The organism is Arsenicitalea aurantiaca, from assembly GCF_003994485.1.
Lineage (GTDB): Bacteria > Pseudomonadota > Alphaproteobacteria > Rhizobiales > Devosiaceae > Arsenicitalea > Arsenicitalea aurantiaca.
The window spans coordinates 26,525-50,925 of record NZ_RZNJ01000001.1 but is presented as its reverse complement, the minus strand read 5'-3'; the positions used below and the strand labels follow the sequence as shown (position 1 = coordinate 50,925).

Here is a 24,401-nt window from a genome sequence, read left to right as displayed (position 1 = left end):
CGATCACGCCGCACCCGCCCCGCACCCACCCCGCCCTACGTCGAGTTGACGGGTAACATGTCAGCCCCTTAGAACGAACCCGCCGCTCCTATCCCGAGGACATGATGCCCACCGCACTCGACCGCATGCTGACCATTGACGACCTCAAGCGCAGGGCGAAGCGTCGCGTCCCCAAGATGTTCTTCGACTATGCCGATTCCGGCAGCTGGACCGAGGGCACCTATCGCGACAACGAGGCCGATTTCCAGAAGATCCGGCTGCGCCAGCGCGTTGCGGTCAACATGGAGGGCCGGACCCTCAGAACGCAGATGATGGGCGAGGAGGTCGCCATGCCCGTCGCGCTCGCTCCTACCGGCCTTACCGGCATGCAGATCGCCGACGGCGAGATCAAGGCGGCCAAGGCCGCAGAGAAATTCGGCGTGCCCTTCACCCTCTCGACCATGAGCATCTGCTCGATCGAGGACATTGCCGAGCACACGACGCGGCCCTTCTGGTTCCAGCTCTACGTCATGCGCGACCGCGAGTTCATCTACCGGCTGATCGACCGGGCCAAGGCTGCCAAATGCTCGGCGCTCGTGCTCACCATGGATCTGCAGGTGCTGGGCCAGCGCCACAAGGATCTGCGCAACGGGCTCTCTGCCCCCCCGAAATTCACCCCCAAGCATGTCTGGCAGATGGCCACCCGCCCGCTCTGGGCCTTCGGCATGCTGGGCACGCAGCGCCGCACCTTCCGCAACATTCACGGCCACGTCTCGGGCGCGGCCGATCTCGGCTCGCTCAGCGCCTGGACGGCCTCGCAGTTCGATCCCACCCTCTCCTGGTCCGACGTGCGCTGGATCAAGGAGCGCTTCGGCGGCCCCGTCATCGTCAAGGGCGTGCTCGACCCCGAGGATGCAAAGCTCGCCATCGCCAATGGGGCCGATGCCATCATCGTCTCCAACCATGGCGGCCGGCAGCTCGATGGCGCCCCCTCCTCCATCCGCGTCCTCCCCGAAATTCTCGATGCGGTCAATGGCGCGGTCGACGTCTATCTCGATGGCGGCATCCGCTCGGGCCAGGACGTGCTGAAGGCCGTTGCGCTCGGGGCCAAAGGCGCTTTCATCGGCCGCGCCTTCCTCTACGGCCTCGGCGCAGGCGGTGAAGCCGGCGTCACCCGTGCGCTCGAAATCATCCAGCGCGAGATGGACATCACCATGGCCCTGATGGGCGAACGCGACATCCACAATGTCGGCCCCCACAACATCTACTCCAACGACCTCCTCCGCCGTCAGGGGTATTGAGGGCAAGAGGAGCGCGAAACAAAAACGCCGGCGGTCCCCCGCCGGCGTTTTGCATTTGGTCTACCGAAAGACTACATCACGGCGCCGACCTGCCAGGGCACGAACTCGTTGTCGCCATAGCCGAGGGCTTCGGATTTGGATTTTTCGCCCGAAGCGATCCGCAGGATGGTCTGGAAGATCTCCTGGCCCTTCTCCTCGACGGTCATCGTGCCGTCGACGATATCGCCGCAATTGATGTCCATGTCCCCGGTCATGCGCCGGTAGAGGTCCGAATTGGTCGCAAGCTTGATCGAGGGCACGGGCTTGCAGCCATAGGCCGAGCCGCGGCCGGTGGTGAAGCAGAGGATGTTCGCCCCGCCCGCCACCTGGCCGGTCGCCGAGACCGGATCGAAGCCCGGCGTGTCCATGAACACGAACCCCTTCTCGCGCACCGGCTCGGCATATTCATAAACCGCCGTCATCGGGCTCATCCCGCCCTTGGCCGCGGCCCCGAGCGATTTTTCGAGAATGGTGGTCAGCCCGCCGAGCTTGTTGCCGGGCGAGGGGTTGTTGTTCATCTCGCCATGGTTGCGGGCGGTGTAGTCCTCCCACCAATGGATGCGCTCGATCAGCTTCTCGCCGACCTCGCGGCTGACCGCGCGGCGCGTCAGCAGGTGCTCGGCCCCGTAGATCTCGGGGGTTTCCGAAAGGATCGCCGTGCCGCCCTGGGCCACCAGCATGTCGGCGGCCACCCCGAGCGCGGGGTTGGCGGTGATGCCCGAATAGCCGTCCGAGCCGCCGCACTGCAGCGCCAGCGTCAGTTCCGAGGCCGGGATGGTTTCGCGCCGGGCCTTGGCTGCGGCCGGCAGCATCTCCTTGATGCGCTCGACGCCCCATTCGATGATCCGGGCGGTGCCGCCGGATTCCTGGATGGTCATGGTCTGGAAATTCTCGCCATCCTCGATGCCGTAGATTTCCTTCATCCGCCCGATCTGGAAGACTTCGCAGCCGAGCCCGACGAGCAGCGCCGAGGCGAGATTGGGGTTGGAGGCATAGCCCCACTGGGTGCGCTTGAGGATGTCGAAGCCCTCGCCCGTGCCGGCCATGCCGCAGCCCGTGCCGTGGACGAAGGGCACGACGCCGTCGATTTCGGGATAATCATCGAGGATGCCCGAGCGGTTGATTGCCTCGGCCATGAACTTGGCGACCGTCGCCGAGCAGTTGACCGAGGTCAGGATGCCCACATAGTTGCGCGTGCCCACTTTTCCGTTGGCGCGCCGATAGCCCTGGAAAGTCGCGCGCTCGGCCTCGGGCACGAACTGGGTGGGGGTCACCCCCGCGCAGAAATCATAGTCGCGCTCGAAGGCGCCCGCGAGCGGGCCCATGTCGCAATTGTGCTCGTGCACCCATTCCCCGGCCGGCAGGTCCATCGTGGCAAAGCCGATGATCTGGCCGAACTTCATGATCGGCTGGCCGGCCGAAACCGGCACGATGGTGAATTTGTGCCCCTTGGGCACGCGCTTGCCCAGCCGCACCCCTTCCCGGGTTTCCGTGCCCACGTCGAGATTGGCGAGCGCCACGGCGACATTGTCGGCGCCGTTGAGCACGAGCGTGCGGGCTTCGGGACGGGTCATGGTTTCGGACATGGATCGGCTTTCGTTTTGTCTCGACGGGATGGCGGGCGCGGATGGACGCAGGCTGGCTTTTCCGTGCTAGAAGCCTCGCCTCAATAGACCGCGCTTCTGCGATTGAAAAGGGTTGGCATCAGAACTAACATGTTAGCATGACGAGCCAGGAAAGTCCCTATCATTTTCTCGAAACGCCCGCCAGTGCCACGCGCGGGAATGTGACGGCGCATGTCACCGACGTGCTCCGCCAGGCCATCGTCACGCTCGAACTCAAGCCCGGCGAGGTGATCGACAAGGGCGCGCTGTGCGAGCGGCTCGGCGTCTCCCGCTTCCCGGTTTCCGAAGCCCTGGCGCGGCTCCAGGGCGAAGGGCTCGTCGACATCCTCCCCCAGCGCGGCTCCATCGTCTCGCTCGTGCGCATCGCGGACGTGCTCGAATACATGGTCATCCGCAAGGCGCTGGAAAGCGAGGCGGTGCGCATCGTCGTCAACAACAACACCCCCGAGCTCGTCGAGACCCTGAAGCGCAATCTGAGCTATCAGCGCGCCGCCGCCGAGATCGGGGACCGCGCCGGCTTCCATCAGCGCGACCTCGAATTCCACGACATCCTCTTTGCCGCCATGGCCTTCACGCGGATCAAGGCGGTCATCGAGAATGCGCGCGCCAATCTCGACCGCGCCCGCTGGCTCATCATCAGCCCGCGCCGGCTCGAAACCTCGCTCAGCGAGCATCTCTCGATCTTCAAGGCCATCGATGCGGGCGACGCGCCGGGGGCGGAGGCCGCCATGCGGGCCCATGTGGATTCGGTCATGGCCGAGCTTCTCACCTTCGCGCGCGCCCATCCCGATCTCTTCGCCGATGGCGAGCGGCTGGCGGCGGTCGATGACCTGCAGAGTTTTCCGTTCGGCTAGAGGCCGGCTTCATCCCTGGGAGGACAACAAATGCTCAAGAACATTCCGCCGCTGCTCGGCCCGGACCTGCTCCACATCCTGCGGGCCATGGGCCATGGCGACGAGATCGCCATCGTCGATGCCAATTACCCCGCCGAAAGCGCCGGTCCCGAGATCGTCCGGCTCGACGGCCACACCGCGACCGACGCGCTCGATGCCATCCTCACCCTCATGCCGCTCGACGATTTCGTCGACGAGCAGGCCATCTGCATGCAGGTGGTGGGCAATGCCGGCAAGCGCGAGCCGGTGATGGAGGAGTTCGACATGATCATCGCCCGGCACGAGGAAGGCATGAAGCTGTCCTCGCTCGAGCGCTTCGCCTTCTACGACCGGGTCAAGACCGCCTATGCCATCGTGCAGACCGGCGAGCGGCGCCTCTACGGCAACGTCATCCTCAAAAAGGGCATTATCCGCCCCGACGCCTGACAAATCGGCCCATCCCGAACGGATTTGCGCCTCGCGGGCTCGACTCCGGCCCGCGGGTGCGCTTAACCCGTGCCACCAGTTCGTTCTTTATGAGGAGACCCACATGAAGCTCATGCGTGTCGGCGCACCTGGCGCCGAAAAGCCCGCCATCCTGGCCGAGGATGGCACCATCCGCGACCTGACCGGCATCGTCGGCGACATCGCCGGCGACACCCTCACCCCCGAGGGCCTCGCGCGCATCCGCGCCACCGACATCGCGATGCTGCCCCAGCTCGATGCCGGCTCGCGCGTCGGCCCCTGCGTCGGCAATGTCGGCAAGTTCATCTGCGTGGGCCTCAACTATGCCGACCACGCCGCCGAGACCAATTCGCCGATCCCGGCAGAGCCGATCCTCTTCATGAAGGCCACGAGCGCCATCGTCGGCCCCAATGACGATGTGATCCTGCCCAAGAACACCAAGAAGCCCGACTGGGAAGTCGAACTCGGCGTCATCATCGGCAAGGAAGCCCGCTATGTGGACGAGGCCGATGCGCTCGACTACGTCGCCGGCTATTGCGTCGTCAACGACGTCTCCGAGCGTCACTTCCAGACCGAGCGCGGCGGGCAGTGGACCAAGGGCAAGTCCTGCGACACCTTCGGCCCCATCGGCCCCTGGCTCGTCACCCGTGACGAGGTCGCCGACCCGCAGAACCTCTCGCTCTGGCTCGAAGTCGATGGCCATCGCTATCAGGACGGCTCGACCAAGACGATGATCTTCTCGGTCGCGCACTGCGTCTCCTACATCAGCCAGTTCATGAGCCTGCAGCCGGGCGACGTGATCTCCACCGGCACCCCTCCGGGCGTCGGCATGGGCATCAAGCCCGAGCCCGTGTGGCTCAAGCCCGGCCAGACCATGCGGCTCGGCATCGAAGGCCTCGGCGAGCAGCAGCAGAAGACCCGCGCCTACGGCGCCTGAGGTCCTTTAAAAACGCAAAAGCCCCGCATCCGCGATGCGGGGCTTTTTCTTTGCGCGCGATTAAAGCCCGCTAGGCCACCCGCCTCCGGCTCGCCGCGATGATCACCCCGATGATGATCACCCCGGTCAGCAGCATCCGCACGCCCGCGCTCGCGCCATAGGTGTTGAGCATCGAGACCACGAGGAACAGAAAGAGCGACGCGCCCCAGATCCCCGGCACGTTGGCGAACCCGCCCGCGACCGCCGTCCCGCCGATCACCACCACCGCGATCGAGGTCAGGAGATATTCGGTGCCCATGTTGAGCGCCGCCCCGCCCGAGAACGAGGCAAGGAGGAACCCCGCGAGCGAAGCCAGCACCGCGCAGAGCACATAGGTTGCGAACCGCACCCCGTCGACCGGCACGCCCGCCATCCGCGCCGCCCGCATGTTCTGCCCGATCGCCGACACCCAGCGCCCGTAGAGGCTCTTTTCGAGCAGCACGAAGATGACCAGCGTGATGCCAAGGGCAATGAGTGCGACGTTGGGGACCCCGAACAGCGATTGCGTCGTCAGGTCCGCCATCCATTGCGGCGGCCGGATCCTGAGCCCGCGATTGGACCAGATCGCGGTCGACTGGATGATGAAGCTCGACGACAGCGTCGCGATGATCGGGGGGATGCGCAGCGCCTTGATCAGCGCGTAATTGGCGATCCCGACCCCGAGCCCCACCCCGAGCGCGACCAGGAGCCCGACGAAGATCATCCCGTTCTGGCTCTCCATCACCTTGAGCGCCAGCGTTGCCGCGAGCGTCATGGTGGCGGGGATCGAAAGATCGACATTGCCCGGGCCGAGCGTGATGACGAACATCTGCCCCAGCCCCACGATCACCGAGAACGATGCGAAGGTCAGCGCCGCCTGGCCGAGCCCGATCGTCGAGGCGCCGCCCGTGAACATCACGGTGACGAAGAACACGCCCCCCGCCGCGATGAAGGCCCAGATCCAGGGTTTTGAGAAGACCATGCGCAGCGCGTTCATTTCGCCTGCTCCGCCTGTTCGCGCCGGTTGAGCAGAAGCCGCAGCGCCAGCACCAGAATGAGGATCGCCCCCTGCGCACCGATCTGCCAGTCGGGCGAGATCCGGAGGAAGGAGAGGAACGAGCCCGCCAGCGTCAGCGTCAGCGCCCCGATCACCGCCCCGATCGGGGAGACCCGTCCGCCGGTGAACTCGCCACCGCCCAGGATCACCCCGGCAATCGCGAGCAGCGTGTAGCGCGTCGCGATATTGGCGTCCGCCGAGGTGGTGAGCCCAACGAGGCAGATCCCCGCCAGCACTGCAAAGAGCCCCGCAAGCGCATAGGCCGCTGCCCGCGCGCGCACGATCGACCAGCCTGCCCGCGCTACCGAGCGCTCATTGCCGCCCACCCCGCGCAGCACCACCCCGAAGGACGAGCGCATCACGATCAGATGCCCCACGACCGCGATCAGCACGCTCGCGACGATCGCCATGGGCACCAATGGCGGGCGCGAGGTCATGAGCCAGCGCACCCAGTCGGGCGCCGTCCCGCCCGGAGATGGCAGGATCAGCACGGCAAGCCCGCCCCAGACGAAGGACATGCCGAGCGTCACGACGATCGAGGGCAGATTGCGCAGGTGGATGATCACGCCCATGCCCGCATAGACCCCGATGCAGCCGGCAAGGATCAGCACCCCGATCACCGGATCGGTCTGCAGGAACGTCGCCGTCACGCACGCCACGAACGACACGAAGGTGCCGATCGAGAGGTCGAGATCGTTGACCATCATGATCAGCATCTGCGCGATCGTCGCAAGCGCGATCGGCACGGCGAGGTTGAAGAGCAGGTTGAGCCCGGTATAGCTCATCGCGCGCGGCTGCAGCCAGAAGACCGCGATCAGCAGCACGGTGAGCGAAGCGGCCGGCACCAGCATGCGGATGCGGTCGGCACTCAGAAACCCCCTCATGCGGCGGCCTCCGCGAACGAGGCGGAGAGGATCCTCTCCTCGCTCACCTCGGCGCCCGCAAGCTCGGCGACGATCCGGCCTTCCCGGAACACATAGACCCGGTCGCACTGGCAGATTTCGTCCATCTCGGTCGAGTACCAGACAAAGGTGCGCCCCTTGGCGGCCTCCTCACGCAGCATGGCATAGACTTCCTGCTTGGTGCCGATATCCACCCCGCGCATCGGATCGTCCATCAGGACGACCGGCGCGCGCGTCGCCAGCGCCCGGGCAAACAGCACCTTTTGCTGGTTGCCGCCCGAAAGCGAGAGGATGGGGTTGGCCATGTCCTTGGTGCGCACCTCGATGCGCTCGCGCCAGCGCGCCGCGATCTCGGCCTCCGCGCGCGTATCGACCAGCCCGCGCCGCGTCAGGTCCGGCAGCAGCGAAATGGTCATGTTGCGCAATATGCTCCAGAGCGGCAAATTGCCGTCGACATGCCGGTCCCCCGCAACGAACGCGATGCGCGGATCCTTCGGGGACACCCAGTCCCCGCCGCCCGCGTTGAAGAGCCCCACCAGCATGCGCGTCTGCCCGTGCCCGCCGAGCCCGGCAAGGCCCACGAGCTCCCCGCGCCGCGCGACGAAATCGATCCCGCCCGATCCCGCGGGCGCCTTGCGCGTGAGCACGATCTCGCCCGCCGCCGCCGAAGGCGCACGTGCGTCGCGGGCGCGCACGACGCTCCCCATCGCGCCCACCAGCGTCTCGACGGTGAATTCGGCGGCCCTGCGTTCGCTCACCACCCGCCCGTCCTTCATTACCACCACCCGATCGGCGGTGGAGAGGATTTCCCCCAGGATATGCGAGATGATCACCACCGCCCCGCCCTCGGAAACGAATTTCCGCACATAGCCGAGCAATTGGGCGGCCAGCCCCGCATCGAGCGATGAGGTCGGCTCGTCGAGGATGACGAGCCGCACCCTGGTGTCGCTTTCGGAAAAGGCGGTCGCGATCTCCACCATCTGCCGCTCGGCGATCGAGAGATCCCCGATCATGCGCGTGCAGTCGATGCCGTGGCCGGGAAAGATGGCGTCGAGCTTGCCCGCAATCAGCGCCCGCGCGCGGCGGCGCCAGCCCAGCCCCTTGAGGGCGGGGTGGGTGATGCGGGTATTTTCCTCCACCGTCAGGTTCGGGCAGAGCGACAATTCCTGGAAGACGCAGCGCACCCCGTGGGCGCGCGCGCCGGCGATGGAGAATTTCTCCCCCTCCGCCATGCCGCTCACCAGCACGCTGCCGCTATCGGGGGCGAGCCCGCCGGTGATGAGGTTCACCAGCGTCGACTTGCCCGCCCCGTTATGTCCGACGAGGCCCACGCACTCATGGGGGCGTACGGAAAAACTCACCCCGTCGAGCGCGCGAACGGCGCCGAAACTCTTTTCGGCGCCGTCCACGGCGATGACGGCAGTCTCGTCACCAGAGATCATGGGCCGGATCGGGCTTTCAGCTTGCGTCCGCGATGACGGCCTGTGCGTCCTCGAGGCTGTATTCGACGTTGGTCACGCTGCCCGCGGCGGTCTGCTCGAGCATTTCCTCGAGATTGTCCTGGGTCACTTCCACCAGCGGCACGACGAGGTCCTTGGGCACCTCGACGCCGTCGAGGATCTGCTGGGCCACCCAGAAGGCGAGCGTCGAGACGCCCGGGGCGATCGAGACCGAATAGGTCTCGTAGCCGCTCTCGTCCTTCTGCTGCTTCCAGAAGGTCAGCTCGTCCTCGCGATTCCCCATGATGATGATGGGCAGCGGGCGGCCGGCAGCGAGGAAGGCCTGCGCGGCGCCATAGCCGTCTCCGCCCTGGGTGACGACACCCACGATGTCCTCGGGCAGCGAAGGCAGGATGCCCGCGACGGCGCGCTGCGCCACGTCCTGCGCCCAGTCGCCATTGACCGAACCGACGATCTCGAACTGGCTGTTCTCGGCCATCGCCGCTTCGATGCCGGCGTGGATCTCGTCATCGACCGACACGCCCGCAAGCCCGCGGATCTCGAGCAGCCGACCGCCCTCGGGGAGCTTTTCGGCGAGGAACTCGACTTCCTTGCGGCCCATGCCCTGGAAGTCGACAGCGATGCGCCACGCGCAGGGTTCGGTCACGATGCCGTCGAAGGAGACGACGGTGATGCCGGCATCGCACGCTTCCTTGATCGCGCCGTTGAGCGCGGTGGGGGATGCGGCGTTGACGACGATCGCGTCATAGCCCTGCAGGATCATGTTCTGGATCTGGGCGGCCTGCTCGGTCGCCTGGTTCTCGGCGGTGGTGAACGCGTCGGCTGCCGCGACGATCCCCTGCTCGACGGCGGGGCCGGTCACCGTTTCCCAGCTGGTCAGCATGGCCTGGCGCCAGGAATTGCCGGCATAGTTGTTCGAAAGCGCGATGCGCTTGTCCGACGTGTCCGCATAGGCGGTCGTCGAAGTGAGTGCCAGCGCCAGCGCGCCGAGCACGATTGCCTTTTTCATTCTGTCCTCCCTGTCCCGCAAGGCGGGCTGTCCTCGCACGGCCCGGGGCCGTGATTGCCAACTGGCATGTTAGCATGCAGGCAACAGTACGACTTTTGCACGAAGCGATGCGCCGCGCAATCATGCGAATGTTCGGACAGGATCACATCATGGGCGGCGCACGACGAGGTCGATCTCGACCAGCGCCCCGACCGCAAGGCCCGTCACCCCGACGGTCGTCCGGCCGGGCAGTTTGCCGGGCTCGAAATAGCTCTGGTAGACGCTGTTCATCTGCGCATAATCGCGTTCGAACTGCGTGAGATAGATGCGCGCGAAGACGATGTTGTCGAGCCCCAGCTCCAGCCCACCCAGCACGAGGATAAGATTGTCCATCACCCGCCGCGTCTGCGCCGCAATGCCCTCGGGCAGGGGCGCATCGGGGGCCTCGGGATCGGTCGGCATCTGCCCGGTGACGAACACCCAGCCATCGGCCTCGACGGCATGGGAGAAGGGCGCGACCGGGCGCGGGCCGGAGGCGATCATGTGATGGATGGGCAGGGACATCGGGACGCTTTCGGATTGCCGCCCGCCGCCTGCGGGCCATCGACCGTCCGCCCGTCAGCCGCACTTGTCAACGCAACATTTTCCCGCCCCGGCGATTGATCGGGACATCCCCTCTCATCCCCACCCTGAGGACACCGGAATGACCGAGACACCCCCGATCGAACACGAGCATCAGGATGGACGCGGCCGCTACGTCATGCGTTTTGCCGATGGCAGCGAGGGCGAGCTCACCTATCACGAGCGCAACGGCGCCCGGGTCGCCGATCACACCGGCATTCCGCCCCATCATCGTGGCGGGGGTCATGCCGCGCTGCTGGTCGATCGGCTCGTCGCCGATGCCGCCAGGGACGGGGTGCGCATCGTGCCACTCTGCTCCTATGTCGAGGCGCAGTTTCGCCGTCATCCCGAATGGGCAGAGCACCGCGCCTGAGCGGCGCGGTGCAGGAAGTGTAATTTCGATCAAATTTGCATGCAGGATCGGCTCGGATCGCGGTCGCGATCAGGGTTCGAGCTGACCCTGCTTGGGATCTTCTGCTGCGCTGATATTGGGCTCGTTCCGCGTCTTGTAGAGCGAATACAGCACGCCACCGGCGAGGATCGATATCGTCGTGACGAGAGACAAGAGTGTATCGATCTTGATACCGAGCGGCACGAGGAAGATCTTTATACCGATCAGTACGAGCACGATTGCCAGCGATATCTGCAGATACCTGAACCGGTTCATCGCCGCGGCCAGCGCGAAATAGAGCGCACGCAGCCCAAGGATCGCGAATATATTTGACGTATAGACGATGAATGTATCCTGCGTGACCGCGAAGACTGCCGGAACACTGTCGACCGCGAAGATGACGTCGACGATTTCCACCATGATCAGCGCCACCGCGAGCGGCGTCAGGTAAAGCGCGAGCTTGCCGGTCTTCGGGTCGGTCTGCCGCACGGTGAAATTGCGGCCGTGCAGCGTGTTGGTGATGCGGAAATGGCGCCTCAAGAAGTTGAGGATCGGATTGGCTTCCATGTCCGGCTCTTCATCCTGATGCTTGAACATCCTGATGCCGGTGAAGACGAGGAAGGCTCCGAAGAAGAACAGGATCGGCTCGAACGTATGCACGAGCGCCGCCCCGACCCCGATCAGGATCGCCCGGAACGCGATCACCCCCAGAATGCCCCAGAAGAGCACCCGGTGCTGGTAAAGCCTTGGAATACCTAGGAAACCGAAGATGGTCGCGATGACGAACATGTTGTCCATCGCCAGCGATTGCTCGATCAGATAGCCCGTATAGAACTCGAGCCCCGCCTGCGCCCCGCGCGCCCACCACACCCACACGCCGAACAATAGCGCGATGAACACATAGAACGAATAGAGCGTCAGGCTCTCCTTGGCGGAGATCTCGTGCTCTTCGCGATGCAGGATACCCAGGTCGAACACGAGCAGCGCGACGACGAGGGTTATGAAGGCAATCCAGAAATATCCTGGCGTGCCGAGGAAATCGCCCGTGAGGGCGGCGAGAAGACTTTCCATGTCCGGACCAACTCCAATGTTTGGAGCAGCTCCGACATCACGACGGGATCAAGGTCCCGCCGCCAGAGGGGCCCGGCGCCGCAGCATCAGGAAATATTCCCTTTGCAGCAAATAGCAAGCCCCCGCTCCAAATGTGATCGTCAGCCCGCGGCCCGCCTCGCACGCATCCCATCCTCCACCACCACCCTGCCCCGGCCGTCTGCCTTGGCCCGGTAGAGCGCGGCATCGGCCCGGTCGGCGGCCGCGTCGATACCCTCACCCGGCTCCACGAGGCACGCCCCGATCGAGAAGCCGATATGTAGCGCAGTCTCGGCCTGGAGGGGATAAGGTGCGCCCGAAAGCGCCTGCGCGATGGCGCCGGCAATCGCCCGCAGGCCGAGCGTCCCCACATCGGCGATCAGCACGATAAACTCGTCGCCGCCCCACCGCCCGCAGACGTCCTCGGGCCGCACGATCGCCCCGAGGCGCCGCGCCACTTCGACGAGGACGAGGTCGCCCGCCTGATGGCCATGGCTGTCATTGATCTGCTTGAACCGGTCGACGTCGATCAGCAGCAGCGCGGGGCTGAGCCTTTCGGAGCGCGCGCCAAGGCTCGCCGTTTCGAACGCCGAAACAAAGCCGCGGCGGTTCGGGATCGCCGTCAGCTGGTCGAGATTTGCCAGATCCTGCAATTGCCTCGTGCGCTCGTCGACCACAGTTTCGAGCATCTGGGTATTCATCGAAACGGCACTCGCCATCTCGCCGAACGCGCGGGAGAGCCTGCCGATCTCGTCGGCGCCCCTGTCCTGCAGTTCGGGCCGGTAGACGCCGGCCCGCACCGCAGCCACGCCGGCCTCCACGGCCTCCACCCGGTCGATCACCATCCGCTTGATGACGAGGGCAAGGACCAGTGTGACCGCCAGCATCATCGCCCCGAGCAGCAACCCGATCGGCAGGAAGAGGTCGCGGTCGATGATCTCGTCCACATCCATGAAGGTGATGTTGTACCAGCCGAGCCGGTCGAGATACCCGACCCCGACCAGCGTCTGCCGGCCATCGACCTGCATGAAGGCCGACCGGACGAGCACGTCGCCCGACGTCACCTCGGTCATCAGCCGCGACAGCAGGGCGCCGTCCTGCGGCCGGTCGATGAGGTTGAAGATCGTCTTCTTGTTCGAGATGTCCTTGGTAAGGCTCTGGAAATCGACGAGCCGCGGGTCCCGGTGCGCCTGTAGCGCGCCCGACCGGTCGACGAACATCGACTGCACGCCCGTCTGCGGGATGTCGACGACTTCCCGGATGAAGGATGTGAGGTCGAGCCCGGTGCCGACGATGCCGAGCACGCGCGCGCCTTCCCGGATCACGCAGTTCATCCAGACCTTGGTGACCCTCAGCGTGTCGTCATTATCGACGTTGAGGTGGCACCCTTCGCCCAGCGCCGCCGTCTTGTAGTACCAGCCGTCGCGCGGGTTGTCGGGGTCGAGCGTGTAGGAATACTGATTGCCCGCATAGCTGTTGGCGGCGTCGTTGAAATAGTAGTTTCCGGACGCACCAACGACGAAGAAATAGCTCTTGTCGGCGAAGGCCTGCCGATAATGCTCGAGCTCGGCAATGCCTCGGCGCATCTTTTGCGGGTCGCTCTCGTCGAACGCCCAGTCCCGGACTGTCGGCGAACGCGCAAGTGTTTCGGCGAGAGACACTTCGCGCATCAGCGCGCCGAGACCGCGATATCTATCGAAGAGGATCTGCTTTTCGGCAAACAGCGTGCCGAGGCTCACGACCGTCGTGTTGACGATCCACACGAAAGCGCCATAGGCCGGCACCGAAACCGCAAGGAAACCGGCCAGCATCAGCAGCGCAATGCGCGTCCTGAGGCTGGTGGTCAGAACGCGTTTCAGACCCCCGGCAGTCATCGAGCGGCACGTCCCCCCATGCCTGTGCCCCTCGCACATGCATGCGAGGGGACCATAAGGAGGACCCTGTTAACACTCGACTAACCGATGCCAAGGCGTGAGGCGCCGAGGGTCAGGATGCAGTGACGAACCGCTGGACGGCCTGCAATTCCTCGGGCCGCACCTCATGCCCGCCTGCATGCCAGACGATCTCGGTCTTAGCCCCCTGTGCGCCGAACCAGTCGCCGAGCTTCTGGGTTTCCGGCGCCGGGCAGATCGGGTCGGCCCGCCCCGCCGTGATCAGCACCGCCCGGCCCGCAAGCCCCGGCTGATCTTCGGGCGTGAAGGGGATCAGGGGGTGCATCAGCACCGCGCGGTCGACGCGTTCGGGCGCCTTGAAGAGCACCGAAGCCAGAATGTTCGCCCCATTCGAGTATCCGAGCGCATAAATCGGCCGGCCCGGCAGTCTTTCTTTCAGCTCCCGCAGAAACGTGTCGAGCTTGTCCGTCGCTCGCGCAAGATCGGCCATGTCATAGACACCCTCCCCCGTCCGCCGAAAATACCGCAAAGCCCCATATTCACTGACATCTCCGCGCACACCAACAAGATGTGCTTGGGGCAAGAGCTGATGACCGAGCCCCATGAACTGATGTTCGTCCCCGCCCGTCCCGTGCAGGAGGACAAAGACCGGGCCCGTTCCCTGGCCGGGCTTTTCGATGAAGGTGTAGGCCTCGCTGGTCATCCGATATCCTTTCTTTTCCCGGACCCTAGCAGCCGCCTGACGGCCGGTGTAGGCCGGAGGCGATGAAAGGAGCGGTAATGAATCCGGGACAACGCCTTGACCGAGATAGCCTGCGCGCCGCCTTCGACGAGGGCACGCGCCATTTCGTGGAATGCGATCTGGAGAGCCTCGACCTCAGCCGCATGGACCTCGCGGGCGCGACTTTCGAGGGCTGCAGCCTGCCCGGCACCGACTTCACCGGCACCGACCTCACCGAGACCCGCTGGCTGCGCTGTCGCGCCCAGCGAGCGCGCTTCACAGCCGCGAAGCTCGGCGAGGCCCGGTTCGAAACCTGCGACCTCACGGCGGCCGATTTTACCGCGGCGCGGCTGGGCGAGGCCGGGTTCTCGGGCTGCCGGCTCAGCGGGGCGAATTTCTTCGACGCCGCCCATCTCGACCTCGCGTTTCACCAATGCCTCCTGATCGGCGCCAATCTCAGGGCCTTGATTTTCCGGAAGCTGACGCTCGAAGGCCTCGACCTCTCCGAGGCCGATCTGGCGGGCGCAGATTTCAGGGACGCTGTCTTCGTCAACTGCCGGATGCGCGAGGCAAGTCTTTCTGACGCCAAATTCGCAGGCGCCGATTTGCGCGGTTGCGACCTCGGCGCCGTGACGCTCTCGGACGCCGCGCGGTTTCGCGGCGCAACGATCTCGCGCGATCAGGCGAGCGAGATCCTGAGAGCGGTTGGACTCAAGGTCCGCTAGACGCGGACTTCGTGCGAGACGCGTCCGTCATCCCCGAAAACCTGGAGATAGCGGGCGATTTCGTCGGCGTTCCCGGTGGCCTTGCGCGGATTGTCCGACAGTTTCACTGCAGGGCGGCCGTTCGCCGAAACCACCTTGCACACGAGCGAGATCGGATCGAGCCCGTCGATGGGCCGCGGTGCGCAGCCCGAAAAATCATTGGTGAGGTTGGTGCCCCAGCCAAAGGCCATGCGCACCTGGCCTTCGAAATGGCGATAGGTTTCAACGATCGTCTCGACATCCAGCGCATCGGAGAAGATGAGGAGCTTGCCCCGGGGATCCCGGCCCCGCGCCCGCCACCAGGCAAGGATCTTCTCGCCGCCCTCGACAGGGGGAGCGCTGTCGGGTCGGAACCCCGTCCAGTCTGCCACCCAGTCCGGCGCATCGCGCAGGAACGCGTCGGTCCCGAAAGCGTCGGGCAATACGATCAGCAAATTGCCCTGATAGTACTGGTTCCAGTCCTGCAGCACCTGGTAGGGCGCCGCGCGCAATGCCTTATCCGTCGTGGCGAGCGCAGCCAGCACCATCGGCAGTTCGTGCGCATTTGTGCCGACGGCCTCGAGGTCGTTGTCCATCGCCAGAAGCACGTTCGAGGTGCCGGTAAAGGCCTCGCCGATGCCTTCTTTCAAAGCCTCGACGCACCAGCGATGCCAGAGAAAGCTGTGACGGCGCCGTGTGCCGAAATCGGAAATGCGCAGATCGGGCAAGGGGCGGAGCTGCTCGACCTTGGCCCACATGCGGGCCTTGGCGCGGGCATAGAGCACGTCGAGCTCGAAAGGCCCCAGAACCTTCAGCGCGGCGCGGCTGCGCAACTCGTTGATGATGGCGAGCGCCGGGATCTCCCACATGGATGTCTCCATCCATGGCCCTGAAAACCGAAGTTCAAATTGCCCGTCGCGCTTCTCCAACTCGTATTCGGGAAGCCGGAACTCGGCAAGCCAGGCGAGAAAGTCCGGCTCGAAGATCTGCGTGCGTCCCGCAAAGCTGTTGCCGGCAAGCCAGATCATTTCCTTCTTGGTGAAGCGCAGGGTGCGGGCGTGGTCGAGTTGAGCGCGCAGTTCGGCTTCGTCGATCTCGTCGGCCAGCCGAACGCTGGTCGTGCGGTTGATCAAAGCAAACTCGGCCTCGACCCGCGGGTAGAGCCCCCAGATCATCTGCAGCATCAGGAGCTTGTAGAAATCGGTGTCGAGCAGGCTCCGAATGATCGGATCGAGCTTCCAGGTGTGATTATACACCCGCCGGGCGATATCGGTCCTCGTCATGGGCTGTCCCCCGGATTTGCACGGGGGACAGGGTTAGCATTCCGATGCGGGCTTGGGGAGTAGTCTTTGTCCCGGCTCAGAAGCCGAGATCGCCGAAATCTCCGCCGCCGAAATCCCCGCCATCTCCATAATCGCCGCCGTCGCCGTCTTCGGCCGGTGCTTCCGCAGGCGCTTCGGCAGCTTCGGCACTTCCGGCACCCATGCCGAGCATCGACGCCACCGCGCTCCCGATCAGCACGCCGCCGGCAACCCCTAGGGCGGTCTGGCCGGCGCCGGCGAGAAAGCCGCCGCTGGCGCCACCCTGGCGCATGGCCTGGCCTTGCCCGGCATCATAGTCGCCGCGCATCTGCTGACGGACCGGAGCCTCCGCGCGCCCGCCTCCGAAGAGACCGCCGAAGAGCCCGCCTTCGCGCCGCTCGGCGAGCTGGCCTTCGAGTTCAGCAATCCGCTCCTCCGCCTGGCGCAGGGCATAGTCCTGCACGAGAACGGTCTGGGCGAGATAATAGGGCGCTCCCGGCTGGCGGGCTACGCTCTGGGCAATCAGCGCCTCGGCCTCCGCATCCCGGGGCTGTCCATTGCGCTCGACGGTATCGAGCCGCTCGAACAGCCCTTCGATGGCCTTGCGGTCTTCTGGGGCGAGCATGTGGCGTCTCCTCTATCTGGTTGTTATCGAAATCGGGGCCATAGAGCCTCGGCGCAAGGGCATTGCTGGATTTTTCTCGGGCCCGATGGCATGTGCGCGCAGCCCGCGCTAACAGTTTGGACGAACATCCGACAGGGAGGATTTGATGAAACGCGTTCTGATCACTGGTGCCGCCAAGGGCATCGGGGAGGCCGTTGCCGAGGCCTTTGCCGAAGACGGCGCGGCGCTGGTGCTGTTCGATGTCGACGCCAAGGGCCTCGAGGCGCTCGCCGGACGCCTGAGGGAAAAGGGCTCCAGGGTCGAGACGGTGACGGGGTCGGTTGCGGTGGCGGCCGACTGCGCGCGCGCCTCCGAGACGGCGCGGACGGCCTTCGGCGGGCTCGATGTCCTCTCGCACAATGCCGGCATCCAGCGCTATGGCACCGTGGAGACGACCGACGAGGCGCTCTGGGACGAAACGCTGGGGGTCAACCTCAAGGGCGCGTTCCTCATTTCGCGTGCGGCCATGCCGATGCTGCGCGATTCCAAGGGTGCCGTGGTGCACATGGCATCCGTCCAGGGCGTGGCCAGCCAGGCCGGGGTGACGGCCTATTCCGTATCCAAGCACGGGCTGATCGGGCTCGTCCGCTCGATGGCGGTCGACTACGCACCGCTCGGCGTGCGGGTGAACGGCATCGCCCCGGGATCGGTCGATACGCCCATGCTGCGCGAATCGGTCGCCCTTGCCGAGGATCCCGACGATGTCTGGCGTCAGATCCGCGACATGCACCCCCTAGGGCGCAGTGCGGAACCGCGCGAAGTGGCCGCCGCCGTAGTCTTCCTTGCCTCGGACAAGGCATCGTTCATTACCGGTGAAGTCTTGCGCGTCGATGGCGGCATGCGCGCAAGTCTAGGCGGGTCACCCAAGAAGGAATAGGCGGAGGCACCACGCCTCCGCATCCCTCAATAGTCGCGCTCGTAAAAAACGCCGATGCTCGAATTTCCGTCGGCACCCGTGGACGCGCGGGCCCGAACGTCGTCGGTGATGTCGAGATCGACCGTCACGCGGGTCTGCCCGTCCGCTCCGGCCTGTACGCCGAGATAGATGTTGTCCTGGATATACTGGCCGGCCTGCACGGCAATATTGCCGCTGTCATCGGTGACGATGTCGAGGTCGGCGAGGCCCGTCGCGTCGCGAAGGCTGTCGACGAGCGATGATCCGCCGCCACCTGCAAGTTCTGCCGCAGCCCCGGCGAGCCGGGCCAGCTGCAGCGGGGAAAGCTCGCCCATCGAGCGGTTGAAGATGAGGCGGGACAACACCTCGTCCTCGGGCAGGGCCGGGTTCGAAGAGAAGCTGATATCGGGTTCGGACGCGCGGCCCGAAACGGTGACGAAAACTGTGATGCCATCGCCATCGGTACGCGCGACCAGATCGATGAAGGGATCGAGATCGCCCACCAGCGTCACGCTGCCGCTTTCGAAGGTGATCCGCTGGCCAAGAATCGAAAGCCTGCCACGAATGAGTTCGAGCCCACCCACCGGCTGGATGTCGGTGACCGGACCTGTGAGGCGCACCGAGCCGCCGACTTCGGCATCGAGCCCCCGACCGCGGATGAAGACCTGGTTGGGCGCATTGATGGTCACGTCGAGCTGAAGGATGGAGGGCCGCCCCCCTTCCGCCCGCCGGGAGCGCTCGTCTGCCCGCGCCCGTGCAAGGGTCGCAGCGACGCGGCCGGGGATGGCGCGATGATCGACTTCGATCAGCGTCGCCCCGCCCCCGAACGACTCGGGCACGGTTATATTGGCCTCTTCGACGAAGACATTGCCCGAAAGCACGGGGTTCTGCGCGAGTGGTCCGGTGAGGGCCAGATTGCCCGAAACCGTCGCGACAAGGAGATTGCCATCGGCGTACCGCGCCGAATTGAGCTGCAGCGCGACGTTGGCGGCATTGTTTCCAGTGAGCCCGATGCTCCCCGAAGCAGAGACCGTGCCGCCGGTCGCAAGGGCTGCGCTCAACTGGTTGATGGTGATGCTTTCCCCGGTAAGCTGTGCGCTCCCGGTGATGTTGACGAGCCGAAGGCTGAGAGCGGGATCGACATAGCCGGCGCCCGCCGTCGCGAGCTGACCGCTGAACTGCGGGCTTTCAAGGCTTCCGGTCACCCGCGCGTCAAGATTGAGCGTGCCCGAAAACTGCCCGCCGCGATCGGCGACGAAGCGATTGGCGAGCGCCAGCGGCGCAGAGCCGGTCACCGCCACCGAGAGGCCGCCACCCGAAAGCGGCACAGTGCCGCTGCCGGCGAGTTGAAGCCCCCCCGCGCCGCTTGCGCTCAGACTTGTCAGACTGATGGTCTGGTTTGCAAAGCTGCCCTGGGCGGAGAACTGCAGCGGCGCGATGCCGAACTCACCGATGGCGGTGGCATTGATGCCCGAACCGGTCAGCGAGAAGCTGGCGCGCGGATCGCCGCCTGAGCCGGTAATGCGCGCCGAGCCATTGATCGTGCCGGCAAGCCCGAGGCCGGGCTGCACCGCATTGGCGATGGAAAGCGGGACGGACTGGATCTCGACCGAAACGTCGAGGCTGGTCCCGGCCGTGCCGGTCGCCATGATGCGCCCGCCACCCACGTCGAGTTCGACCGCGTCGAGCCGCACCAGATCGCCATCGACGGCGAAGACGGTCGGGCGGGCAAGCCGAGCGCTGAGCTGGCCCTGGGTGAGCGCTGCCGAATTGAGCGCGATGCGATAACCCTCGCCGAGGGGCGCGAGGCTGCCCGCAGCATTGATCGCAGCACCATTGGCAAGGGCCGCCTGCGCGTCGAACGCGGTCTCCTCGCCTCGTCGGCTGGCCGTTGCCCGCAGCGTCGCGATATCGACCCCGGCAATCCTGATCGAAGACCCGTTCACCGCGCCGTCGATCATCGGCACCCCGAAGAGGTCGGCGATGACGGCCTCGAAATCGGCCGCACCGACACGGATATCGTTGACCACGAGGCTTCTTGCGGTGCCGGAGGCCTCGGCAAGCTGCTGCCCCTCCACCACCGAAAGGGTGATGGCGGCGTTGACCGCGCCGCTGGCTTCGGTCAGGAGCAGCGCGGCTGCCGTCGAGATGTTCGCCGCTTCGAGCGCCAGCCGACCTTCCAATAGCCCGTCCTGACGCTGGGTGACGTCGCCGGTCAACGTTGCGCCGCCGGCGGTGAAGCGCAGATCCGAGATGCGGCGCGCCTCGCCACTGGCCGATACATCGCCCGCGAGCGCGACCGCAAATCCGTCAAGGAATGCCGATCCATCGAGGGCGCCGGTGACCGCGCCATCGTTGAGCGTGCCCGAAAACCCGAAACGCGCATCCCGCAAGGGTCGCCCGGTGAGCCGCCCGGCAGGCACTTGAGCATCGAGTTCAAGCGCGATGATGCCTTCCGTTCCGCGCGCAGTGCCGGTGACGGCAACCGCGCCCGACGCTTCGGGCGAGACGAGCGCCAGATCGGCAAGGTCGAGCGAAAAGCCGAAATCTGCGACGCCTGTTGCGAAGCTGCCATCGGCCGCAAGCTGGATCTGGGCATTGCCGAGGCGGAAGCCGTCGGCGATGAGCCCGGTGTCGGTGCGGGCAATGCGGCCGGACAGCGTGACGGTGCCGTCGAGCAGGCGATCGGCGATCTCGTCGTCAATGCCGAGGTCGGTGCCACTGCCCTCGAGAACGAGATCAAAGCCGGCGGTTATCGGATTGATCGTGCCCGTAGCCCGGAGATCGAGCGCACCGGAGAGATCGCGGCCTGCAACGCCCGAAAAGGGCGCGATGGAGCTAGTCTCGATCGCCACATCGCCATCGAAGACCCATTGGTCGATCGCCCCCGAGGCGCTGAGCGCGAGCGCGTCACCCGCCAGCATGAACTGGGCAAGCTGAACCGCTTCGCCGGCGTTCCAGAGCCCGGCAATGCCGAACCCGATGCTGTCGCCCAGGGCGGCCTGAACCTCGGCGCTGTCGGCGGTAATGCCCCCGAGCGCACCATCGCCATTGAAGGTGATGCGGCGGGTCTGGGGATCCTCGAGATTTGCCGCGACGCCATTGGCCTGCAGGTTGAGGGTTTCGGCGGCAAGCCCGTCGGTCTCAAAGCCATTGAGGTCGAGCACCGCGGCCCAATCCTCGTTGCCGCTGGTGCCGTAATCGATGCCCAGTTCGGCGCTGCGCACGCGGGTGGCATTGCCGGCAACCGGCAGCGTCACCGTGCCGCCACTCGGATCGGCGATCACCGCGTTAAGTTCGAGAAGCGACAGGAAATTGTCGGCCGTCGTCTCGGCCCGGCCGGAGAGGACGAGCTGCCCGCCCGACAGCCTGATCCCCGAGATCGACAGCCCACCGCCACTGCGCAGAAGAGCGTTGGCACTTAGTGCCGTTTCTGCCCCGAAGAAAGCCCGATAGGGTTCGGCAACCAGCCTTGCGATCGGACCGCGCAGATTCGCGTCGATGATGAAGCCGGCATCCGACTGCGCGACGGTCGCCGCGCCCGAGAGGGCAGTCTGGCCCCCGGCATTAAGGACGAGTTCGGTCCGAAGATCTGCCACCGGTCCGCTGCCGACGATGGTCAGCTGCACTTCGGGCCGGCCCTCGATATTGAGCAGGTTGGCGATGATGCCGTCCTCGGGCTCGACCAGTGTCACGCCCAGATCGATCGTGTCCGTCCCGCCTGCATAGGCGATGTCGATGTCGAGCGTCCCGCCCGGGCCGTCGAGCCGCACGATGTCCAGATTGGCGTCCAGCGATCCCGAATCGAGGACGAACCCGCCATTGACCGAAATCTCCGAACCAAGCCCGAAGACGTTCTCCCCGAACACGACGCGCGGCACGGCGAGCTCTTCGAGGATGATGGCGACCGGGAAATCGGGGATTTCGAAGCTTCGCGCCTCCGGCGCCGGCACGTCCAGCCGATCGCTGGGCACCGCATTGCGGATGTAGTCGATCCGCTCTGCGGCAAGCGACCGGATTTCGAGCCTGCCACCGAACAGGGCGCCCTGGTTCCAGTCGATGGAGGCGTTGACGATCCTGAGCCAGACGCCTTCATCGTCCGAGATGGTGATCTCGCGGATGGAGGCGCGCTCAGAGAGGATGCCGTCGATGTTGGAGATGCGGATCTGCCGTTCGGGCGTCGAGAGCCTGTCCTGCACGAAGCGCAGGAAGAGCGATTTCTGCTCTTCGTCACTGCGCTGCTCTTGGTCCTGCGCGATAAGAGGCATGGCGACGAGCGCCGCGCAGAGGAAGAGTATGACTGCGAGTATCCGGCTCAAAACGCCTGTCCTATGCCGACATAAAGCGCATAGTCGGGGTCACCGTCGCGCTTGTTAAGAGGAATGGCGACGTCGAGCCGTAGCGGACCGAGTCCGGTATCGTAACGCAGGCCGAGCCCGGCGCCGACCCGCAGGTCCTCGATCCCAGGGAAGGTATCGGCCGCGACATATCCGGCGTCGACGAACGCGACCGCCCCGATGTCCCCGGTTACCTTGGCGCGGGCCTCGAGCGAGCCCTCGAGCAGGTACCGTCCACCGGTCACGATGCCATCAGGGCCTTCGACCCCGATCGACTTGAACCCGTAGCCGCGCACAGAGCCGCCACCGCCGGCAAAAAAGAGCCGGTCGGGCGGGATCTCGGCCAGGTCCGGCCCGAGCAGCGCCCCGGCCTTGACCCGCGCGGCGAGCACGAACATGCCGTCGTCCCCGAAGCCGAAATAGGTACGCGCTTCAGCGGTGGCCCTGAGGCCCGGATTGCCGAAGATGAACTCGTAATAGGGCTCGGCTGTCACATTGACGAAAAAGCCTTCGGTCGCATCGAGCGGTTCGTCGCGATTGTCGAAGGTGAAGCCGCCGAAGAGCCCTGCGGTCGAGAAGGTGCGGATGCCGAAATCATCCTCGAACTCGGCGTATTTGTAGGTTGCCGCGCCTTCGAGCGTAATCTCGTCGGAGAGGAAATGGTTGAGGCCCAGCCGCGCACTGGCGGACGTCTCGATGAAGGCCGGGAGCACGGTGCGCTCTGCGGCGATCGCTGCGACGAGATCGGTGTCGGGGGTCCAGAACCCGGGCTTGGTGAAGGTGCCGCCGAAGGCATAGTCGAAGGCTTCGGTCTCGATCGGAAAGCCGATGCCGGCGATCTTGGCGTCGAGCCTCAGCCGCTCGGCCTGGCCGAAGAGATTGCGGTGGAGCCAGAACCCTTCGACCCCGAGCCCGTCGACGGTCGAGTAGGTTGCTCCGACGCCGAAGCGGCGCAGCGCCTGTTCCTGGACGATTATCGTATAGGGGAGCAATCCATCCGCGCCGATGGCCGGCGCTTCCTCGAGGCGCAGGGCGCGGAAGACGTCGAGGCGCGAAAGCCGGTTGCGCGCCCTCTCGACCTCGTCGGGATCGAACTCTTCCCCGAGGGTGAGCCCGCTCTGGCGTGCCACGAAATCGGGATCCATATATTCGGTGCCCTGGACCGCGACCGGGCCGAAGCTTGCCCGGCTGCCCGGCGACACGCGGATCAGCACGTCCACCGTGCGCGTCTGATGGTCGGCAACGACCTCGCGATCGATGATCTCGGCTTTGGGATGCCCCTGCTGGCGCCAGGCTTCCAGCGCGAGCTGCTCGGCGCGCAGCACCACGCTCGAGCGCGCCACCTCGCCCCGCCCATACCCGGCATCTTCGGGCGCACCGACCTGGTCGCGTGGATCATCGGTAAAGGGAGCGCGATTGGCGATCGCAACGCGGTTGAATGTGAAGACTGGGCCGGGATCGACGATGACCGTTACCGGCGCAGGATCGGGCAGGCGCACGTCGGGTGGGAGCGTTGTCGCCTCGCGCCCGGCCACGAAAATGTTGATCGTGCCGCCATAATAGCCTTGGGCGTAGAGGGCCGCCAGAATGCGGCGATAATCGCCACGCGCCTTGGCGAGCAGCCCGGCAGCCCCTGACGCAGGATCGTTTTGGTCCGAAAGCAGGGCGGAGGCGCTGCGCACCGCACGCTCCACATCCCCCTCGCCGCGAACCTGGAAGTCGAGGGTGTAGAGTTGCGGATCGGCGATCACCGCATCGGCATCGGCGTCCGCCTGGCTGCCGAAGAGCTGGATGCCGAACAATTCGAACGCGCCCGCAGGCTGGTGGCCCAAAAGGAAAAGCGGAACCAGGCAGGTTGTGAGGCGAAGATACTGCAGCTTCCCGTTCCCGTCGTCTTTGTCCCGCCCCAAGGGCACGAGGCTCAGACAGGGCCTCACCGGAACAGGTCTCACACTTGGGAGCCGACGCCGCCCCCGCTACATCGATCGGCCAGGTCCGCCATACGGCATGTGGCCCACATGGCCAGAACGCGCCACGTCTGGGGCGAGCTTAGGGCAAGCGGATGGCCTCCGCCATGCCCTCCGGGCCGCGATGGACAGATTGT

Annotated in this window: 20 protein-coding genes; 7 read left to right on the top strand and 13 right to left on the bottom strand. The window is 65.6% G+C overall.

Annotation, left to right across the window (positions count from 1 at the left end; translation table 11 throughout):
* Window positions 1–104 precede the first annotated feature (104 nt).
* The gene (locus tag EMQ25_RS00245) at window positions 105–1,280 is read left to right on the top strand and encodes an alpha-hydroxy acid oxidase (RefSeq protein ID WP_127186547.1); all 1,176 of its coding nucleotides are present in this window, start codon (window positions 105–107) and stop codon (window positions 1,278–1,280) included.
* Window positions 1,281–1,351: 71 nt separating this feature from the next.
* On the opposite strand, the gene EMQ25_RS00240 is transcribed toward EMQ25_RS00245, so the two are convergent.
* Window positions 1,352–2,905, bottom strand: coding sequence for a UxaA family hydrolase (locus EMQ25_RS00240; protein ID WP_244606418.1), 1,554 nt, complete (start codon window positions 2,903–2,905; stop codon window positions 1,352–1,354).
* Between the two features lie 137 nt (window positions 2,906–3,042).
* Here EMQ25_RS00240 and EMQ25_RS00235 point away from each other — a divergent pair, with 137 nt between their 5' ends.
* From EMQ25_RS00235 to EMQ25_RS00225, 3 genes are all read left to right on the top strand, one after another.
* Entirely contained in the window at window positions 3,043–3,798 is a 756-nt protein-coding gene (locus tag EMQ25_RS00235; protein ID WP_127186546.1) for a GntR family transcriptional regulator, read from the top strand.
* 30 nt (window positions 3,799–3,828) lie between these two features.
* Window positions 3,829–4,263, top strand: a complete 435-nt coding sequence (locus EMQ25_RS00230) for an RbsD/FucU family protein (RefSeq protein WP_127186545.1) — start codon at window positions 3,829–3,831, stop codon at window positions 4,261–4,263.
* Between the two features lie 103 nt (window positions 4,264–4,366).
* Entirely contained in the window at window positions 4,367–5,218 is an 852-nt protein-coding gene (locus tag EMQ25_RS00225) for a fumarylacetoacetate hydrolase family protein (RefSeq protein WP_127186544.1), read from the top strand.
* Window positions 5,219–5,288: 70 nt separating this feature from the next.
* Here EMQ25_RS00225 and EMQ25_RS00220 read toward each other — a convergent pair whose 3' ends face one another.
* The 5 genes from EMQ25_RS00220 to EMQ25_RS00200 form a co-directional block, all read right to left on the bottom strand.
* Window positions 5,289–6,233, bottom strand: coding sequence for an ABC transporter permease (locus tag EMQ25_RS00220; protein WP_127186543.1), 945 nt, complete (start codon window positions 6,231–6,233; stop codon window positions 5,289–5,291).
* Window positions 6,230–7,177: an ABC transporter permease gene (locus tag EMQ25_RS00215; protein ID WP_127186542.1), complete on the bottom strand. Its 948-nt coding sequence runs from the start codon at window positions 7,175–7,177 to the stop codon at window positions 6,230–6,232. The genes EMQ25_RS00220 and EMQ25_RS00215 overlap by 4 nt, the downstream gene beginning before the upstream one ends.
* Window positions 7,174–8,637: a sugar ABC transporter ATP-binding protein gene (locus EMQ25_RS00210; protein WP_127186541.1), complete on the bottom strand. Its 1,464-nt coding sequence runs from the start codon at window positions 8,635–8,637 to the stop codon at window positions 7,174–7,176. The genes EMQ25_RS00215 and EMQ25_RS00210 overlap by 4 nt, the downstream gene beginning before the upstream one ends.
* A gap of 16 nt (window positions 8,638–8,653) precedes the next feature.
* Window positions 8,654–9,664 carry an ABC transporter substrate-binding protein gene (locus EMQ25_RS00205; protein WP_127186540.1) on the bottom strand — a complete coding sequence of 337 codons (1,011 nt, stop codon included), beginning with the start codon at window positions 9,662–9,664 and terminating at the stop codon, window positions 8,654–8,656.
* Window positions 9,665–9,811: 147 nt separating this feature from the next.
* Window positions 9,812–10,186 (bottom strand): RidA family protein, encoded by a 375-nt coding sequence (locus EMQ25_RS00200; protein WP_127187292.1) that lies wholly within the window; start codon window positions 10,184–10,186, stop codon window positions 9,812–9,814.
* 160 nt (window positions 10,187–10,346) lie between these two features.
* Between EMQ25_RS00200 and EMQ25_RS00195 the strand changes: the two genes are divergently transcribed.
* Window positions 10,347–10,637, top strand: a complete 291-nt coding sequence (locus EMQ25_RS00195; RefSeq protein ID WP_127186539.1) for a GNAT family N-acetyltransferase — start codon at window positions 10,347–10,349, stop codon at window positions 10,635–10,637.
* Window positions 10,638–10,706: 69 nt separating this feature from the next.
* Here the strand turns inward: EMQ25_RS00195 and EMQ25_RS00190 are convergent, their stop codons facing one another.
* The 3 genes from EMQ25_RS00190 to EMQ25_RS00180 form a co-directional block, all read right to left on the bottom strand.
* Window positions 10,707–11,726, bottom strand: a complete 1,020-nt coding sequence (locus EMQ25_RS00190) for a TerC family protein (protein WP_127186538.1) — start codon at window positions 11,724–11,726, stop codon at window positions 10,707–10,709.
* Between the two features lie 140 nt (window positions 11,727–11,866).
* Window positions 11,867–13,618 carry a sensor domain-containing diguanylate cyclase gene (locus EMQ25_RS00185; protein ID WP_127186537.1) on the bottom strand — a complete coding sequence of 584 codons (1,752 nt, stop codon included), beginning with the start codon at window positions 13,616–13,618 and terminating at the stop codon, window positions 11,867–11,869.
* 112 nt (window positions 13,619–13,730) lie between these two features.
* Entirely contained in the window at window positions 13,731–14,339 is a 609-nt protein-coding gene (locus EMQ25_RS00180) for an alpha/beta hydrolase (RefSeq protein WP_127186536.1), read from the bottom strand.
* A 77-nt stretch (window positions 14,340–14,416) separates the two neighbouring features.
* Here EMQ25_RS00180 and EMQ25_RS00175 point away from each other — a divergent pair, with 77 nt between their 5' ends.
* Window positions 14,417–15,082, top strand: a complete 666-nt coding sequence (locus EMQ25_RS00175; protein ID WP_158625883.1) for a pentapeptide repeat-containing protein — start codon at window positions 14,417–14,419, stop codon at window positions 15,080–15,082.
* Here EMQ25_RS00175 and pncB read toward each other — a convergent pair.
* Together pncB and EMQ25_RS00165 are read right to left on the bottom strand one after the other, a co-directional pair.
* Window positions 15,079–16,383: a nicotinate phosphoribosyltransferase gene (gene pncB / locus EMQ25_RS00170; RefSeq protein WP_127186534.1), complete on the bottom strand. Its 1,305-nt coding sequence runs from the start codon at window positions 16,381–16,383 to the stop codon at window positions 15,079–15,081. The two genes, EMQ25_RS00175 and pncB, sit on opposite strands and share 4 nt — an antisense overlap.
* A 76-nt stretch (window positions 16,384–16,459) precedes the next feature.
* The gene (locus EMQ25_RS00165) at window positions 16,460–17,026 is read right to left on the bottom strand and encodes a DUF2076 domain-containing protein (RefSeq protein ID WP_127186533.1); all 567 of its coding nucleotides are present in this window, start codon (window positions 17,024–17,026) and stop codon (window positions 16,460–16,462) included.
* Between the two features lie 145 nt (window positions 17,027–17,171).
* On the opposite strand from EMQ25_RS00165, the gene EMQ25_RS00160 reads away from it, so the two are divergent.
* Window positions 17,172–17,942 carry an SDR family NAD(P)-dependent oxidoreductase gene (locus EMQ25_RS00160; RefSeq protein ID WP_127186532.1) on the top strand — a complete coding sequence of 257 codons (771 nt, stop codon included), beginning with the start codon at window positions 17,172–17,174 and terminating at the stop codon, window positions 17,940–17,942.
* 26 nt (window positions 17,943–17,968) lie between these two features.
* On the opposite strand, the gene EMQ25_RS00155 is transcribed toward EMQ25_RS00160, so the two are convergent.
* Entirely contained in the window at window positions 17,969–22,279 is a 4,311-nt protein-coding gene (locus EMQ25_RS00155; protein ID WP_127186531.1) for a translocation/assembly module TamB domain-containing protein, read from the bottom strand.
* Complete coding sequence (locus tag EMQ25_RS00150; RefSeq protein WP_244606417.1) at window positions 22,276–24,099, bottom strand: autotransporter assembly complex protein TamA; 1,824 nt, start codon at window positions 24,097–24,099, stop codon at window positions 22,276–22,278. Before EMQ25_RS00150 ends, EMQ25_RS00155 begins: the two co-directional genes overlap by 4 nt.
* Window positions 24,100–24,401: the final 302 nt, after the last annotated feature.

Bases quoted from the DNA above. Each gene is read 5' to 3' on its own strand.
- EMQ25_RS00245 (WP_127186547.1), top strand. From the start codon at position 105: ATGCCCACCGCACTCGACCGCATGCTGACCATTGACGACCTCAAGCGC.
- EMQ25_RS00240 (WP_244606418.1), bottom strand. From the start codon at position 2,905: ATGTCCGAAACCATGACCCGTCCCGAAGCCCGCACGCTCGTGCTCAAC.
- EMQ25_RS00235 (WP_127186546.1), top strand. From the start codon at position 3,043: ATGACGAGCCAGGAAAGTCCCTATCATTTTCTCGAAACGCCCGCCAGT.
- EMQ25_RS00230 (WP_127186545.1), top strand. From the start codon at position 3,829: ATGCTCAAGAACATTCCGCCGCTGCTCGGCCCGGACCTGCTCCACATC.
- EMQ25_RS00225 (WP_127186544.1), top strand. From the start codon at position 4,367: ATGAAGCTCATGCGTGTCGGCGCACCTGGCGCCGAAAAGCCCGCCATC.
- EMQ25_RS00220 (WP_127186543.1), bottom strand. From the start codon at position 6,233: ATGAACGCGCTGCGCATGGTCTTCTCAAAACCCTGGATCTGGGCCTTC.
- EMQ25_RS00215 (WP_127186542.1), bottom strand. From the start codon at position 7,177: ATGAGGGGGTTTCTGAGTGCCGACCGCATCCGCATGCTGGTGCCGGCC.
- EMQ25_RS00210 (WP_127186541.1), bottom strand. From the start codon at position 8,637: ATGATCTCTGGTGACGAGACTGCCGTCATCGCCGTGGACGGCGCCGAA.
- EMQ25_RS00205 (WP_127186540.1), bottom strand. From the start codon at position 9,664: ATGAAAAAGGCAATCGTGCTCGGCGCGCTGGCGCTGGCACTCACTTCG.
- EMQ25_RS00200 (WP_127187292.1), bottom strand. From the start codon at position 10,186: ATGATCGCCTCCGGCCCGCGCCCGGTCGCGCCCTTCTCCCATGCCGTC.
- EMQ25_RS00195 (WP_127186539.1), top strand. From the start codon at position 10,347: ATGACCGAGACACCCCCGATCGAACACGAGCATCAGGATGGACGCGGC.
- EMQ25_RS00190 (WP_127186538.1), bottom strand. From the start codon at position 11,726: ATGGAAAGTCTTCTCGCCGCCCTCACGGGCGATTTCCTCGGCACGCCA.
- EMQ25_RS00185 (WP_127186537.1), bottom strand. From the start codon at position 13,618: ATGACTGCCGGGGGTCTGAAACGCGTTCTGACCACCAGCCTCAGGACG.
- EMQ25_RS00180 (WP_127186536.1), bottom strand. From the start codon at position 14,339: ATGACCAGCGAGGCCTACACCTTCATCGAAAAGCCCGGCCAGGGAACG.
- EMQ25_RS00175 (WP_158625883.1), top strand. From the start codon at position 14,417: ATGAATCCGGGACAACGCCTTGACCGAGATAGCCTGCGCGCCGCCTTC.
- pncB (WP_127186534.1), bottom strand. From the start codon at position 16,383: ATGACGAGGACCGATATCGCCCGGCGGGTGTATAATCACACCTGGAAG.
- EMQ25_RS00165 (WP_127186533.1), bottom strand. From the start codon at position 17,026: ATGCTCGCCCCAGAAGACCGCAAGGCCATCGAAGGGCTGTTCGAGCGG.
- EMQ25_RS00160 (WP_127186532.1), top strand. From the start codon at position 17,172: ATGAAACGCGTTCTGATCACTGGTGCCGCCAAGGGCATCGGGGAGGCC.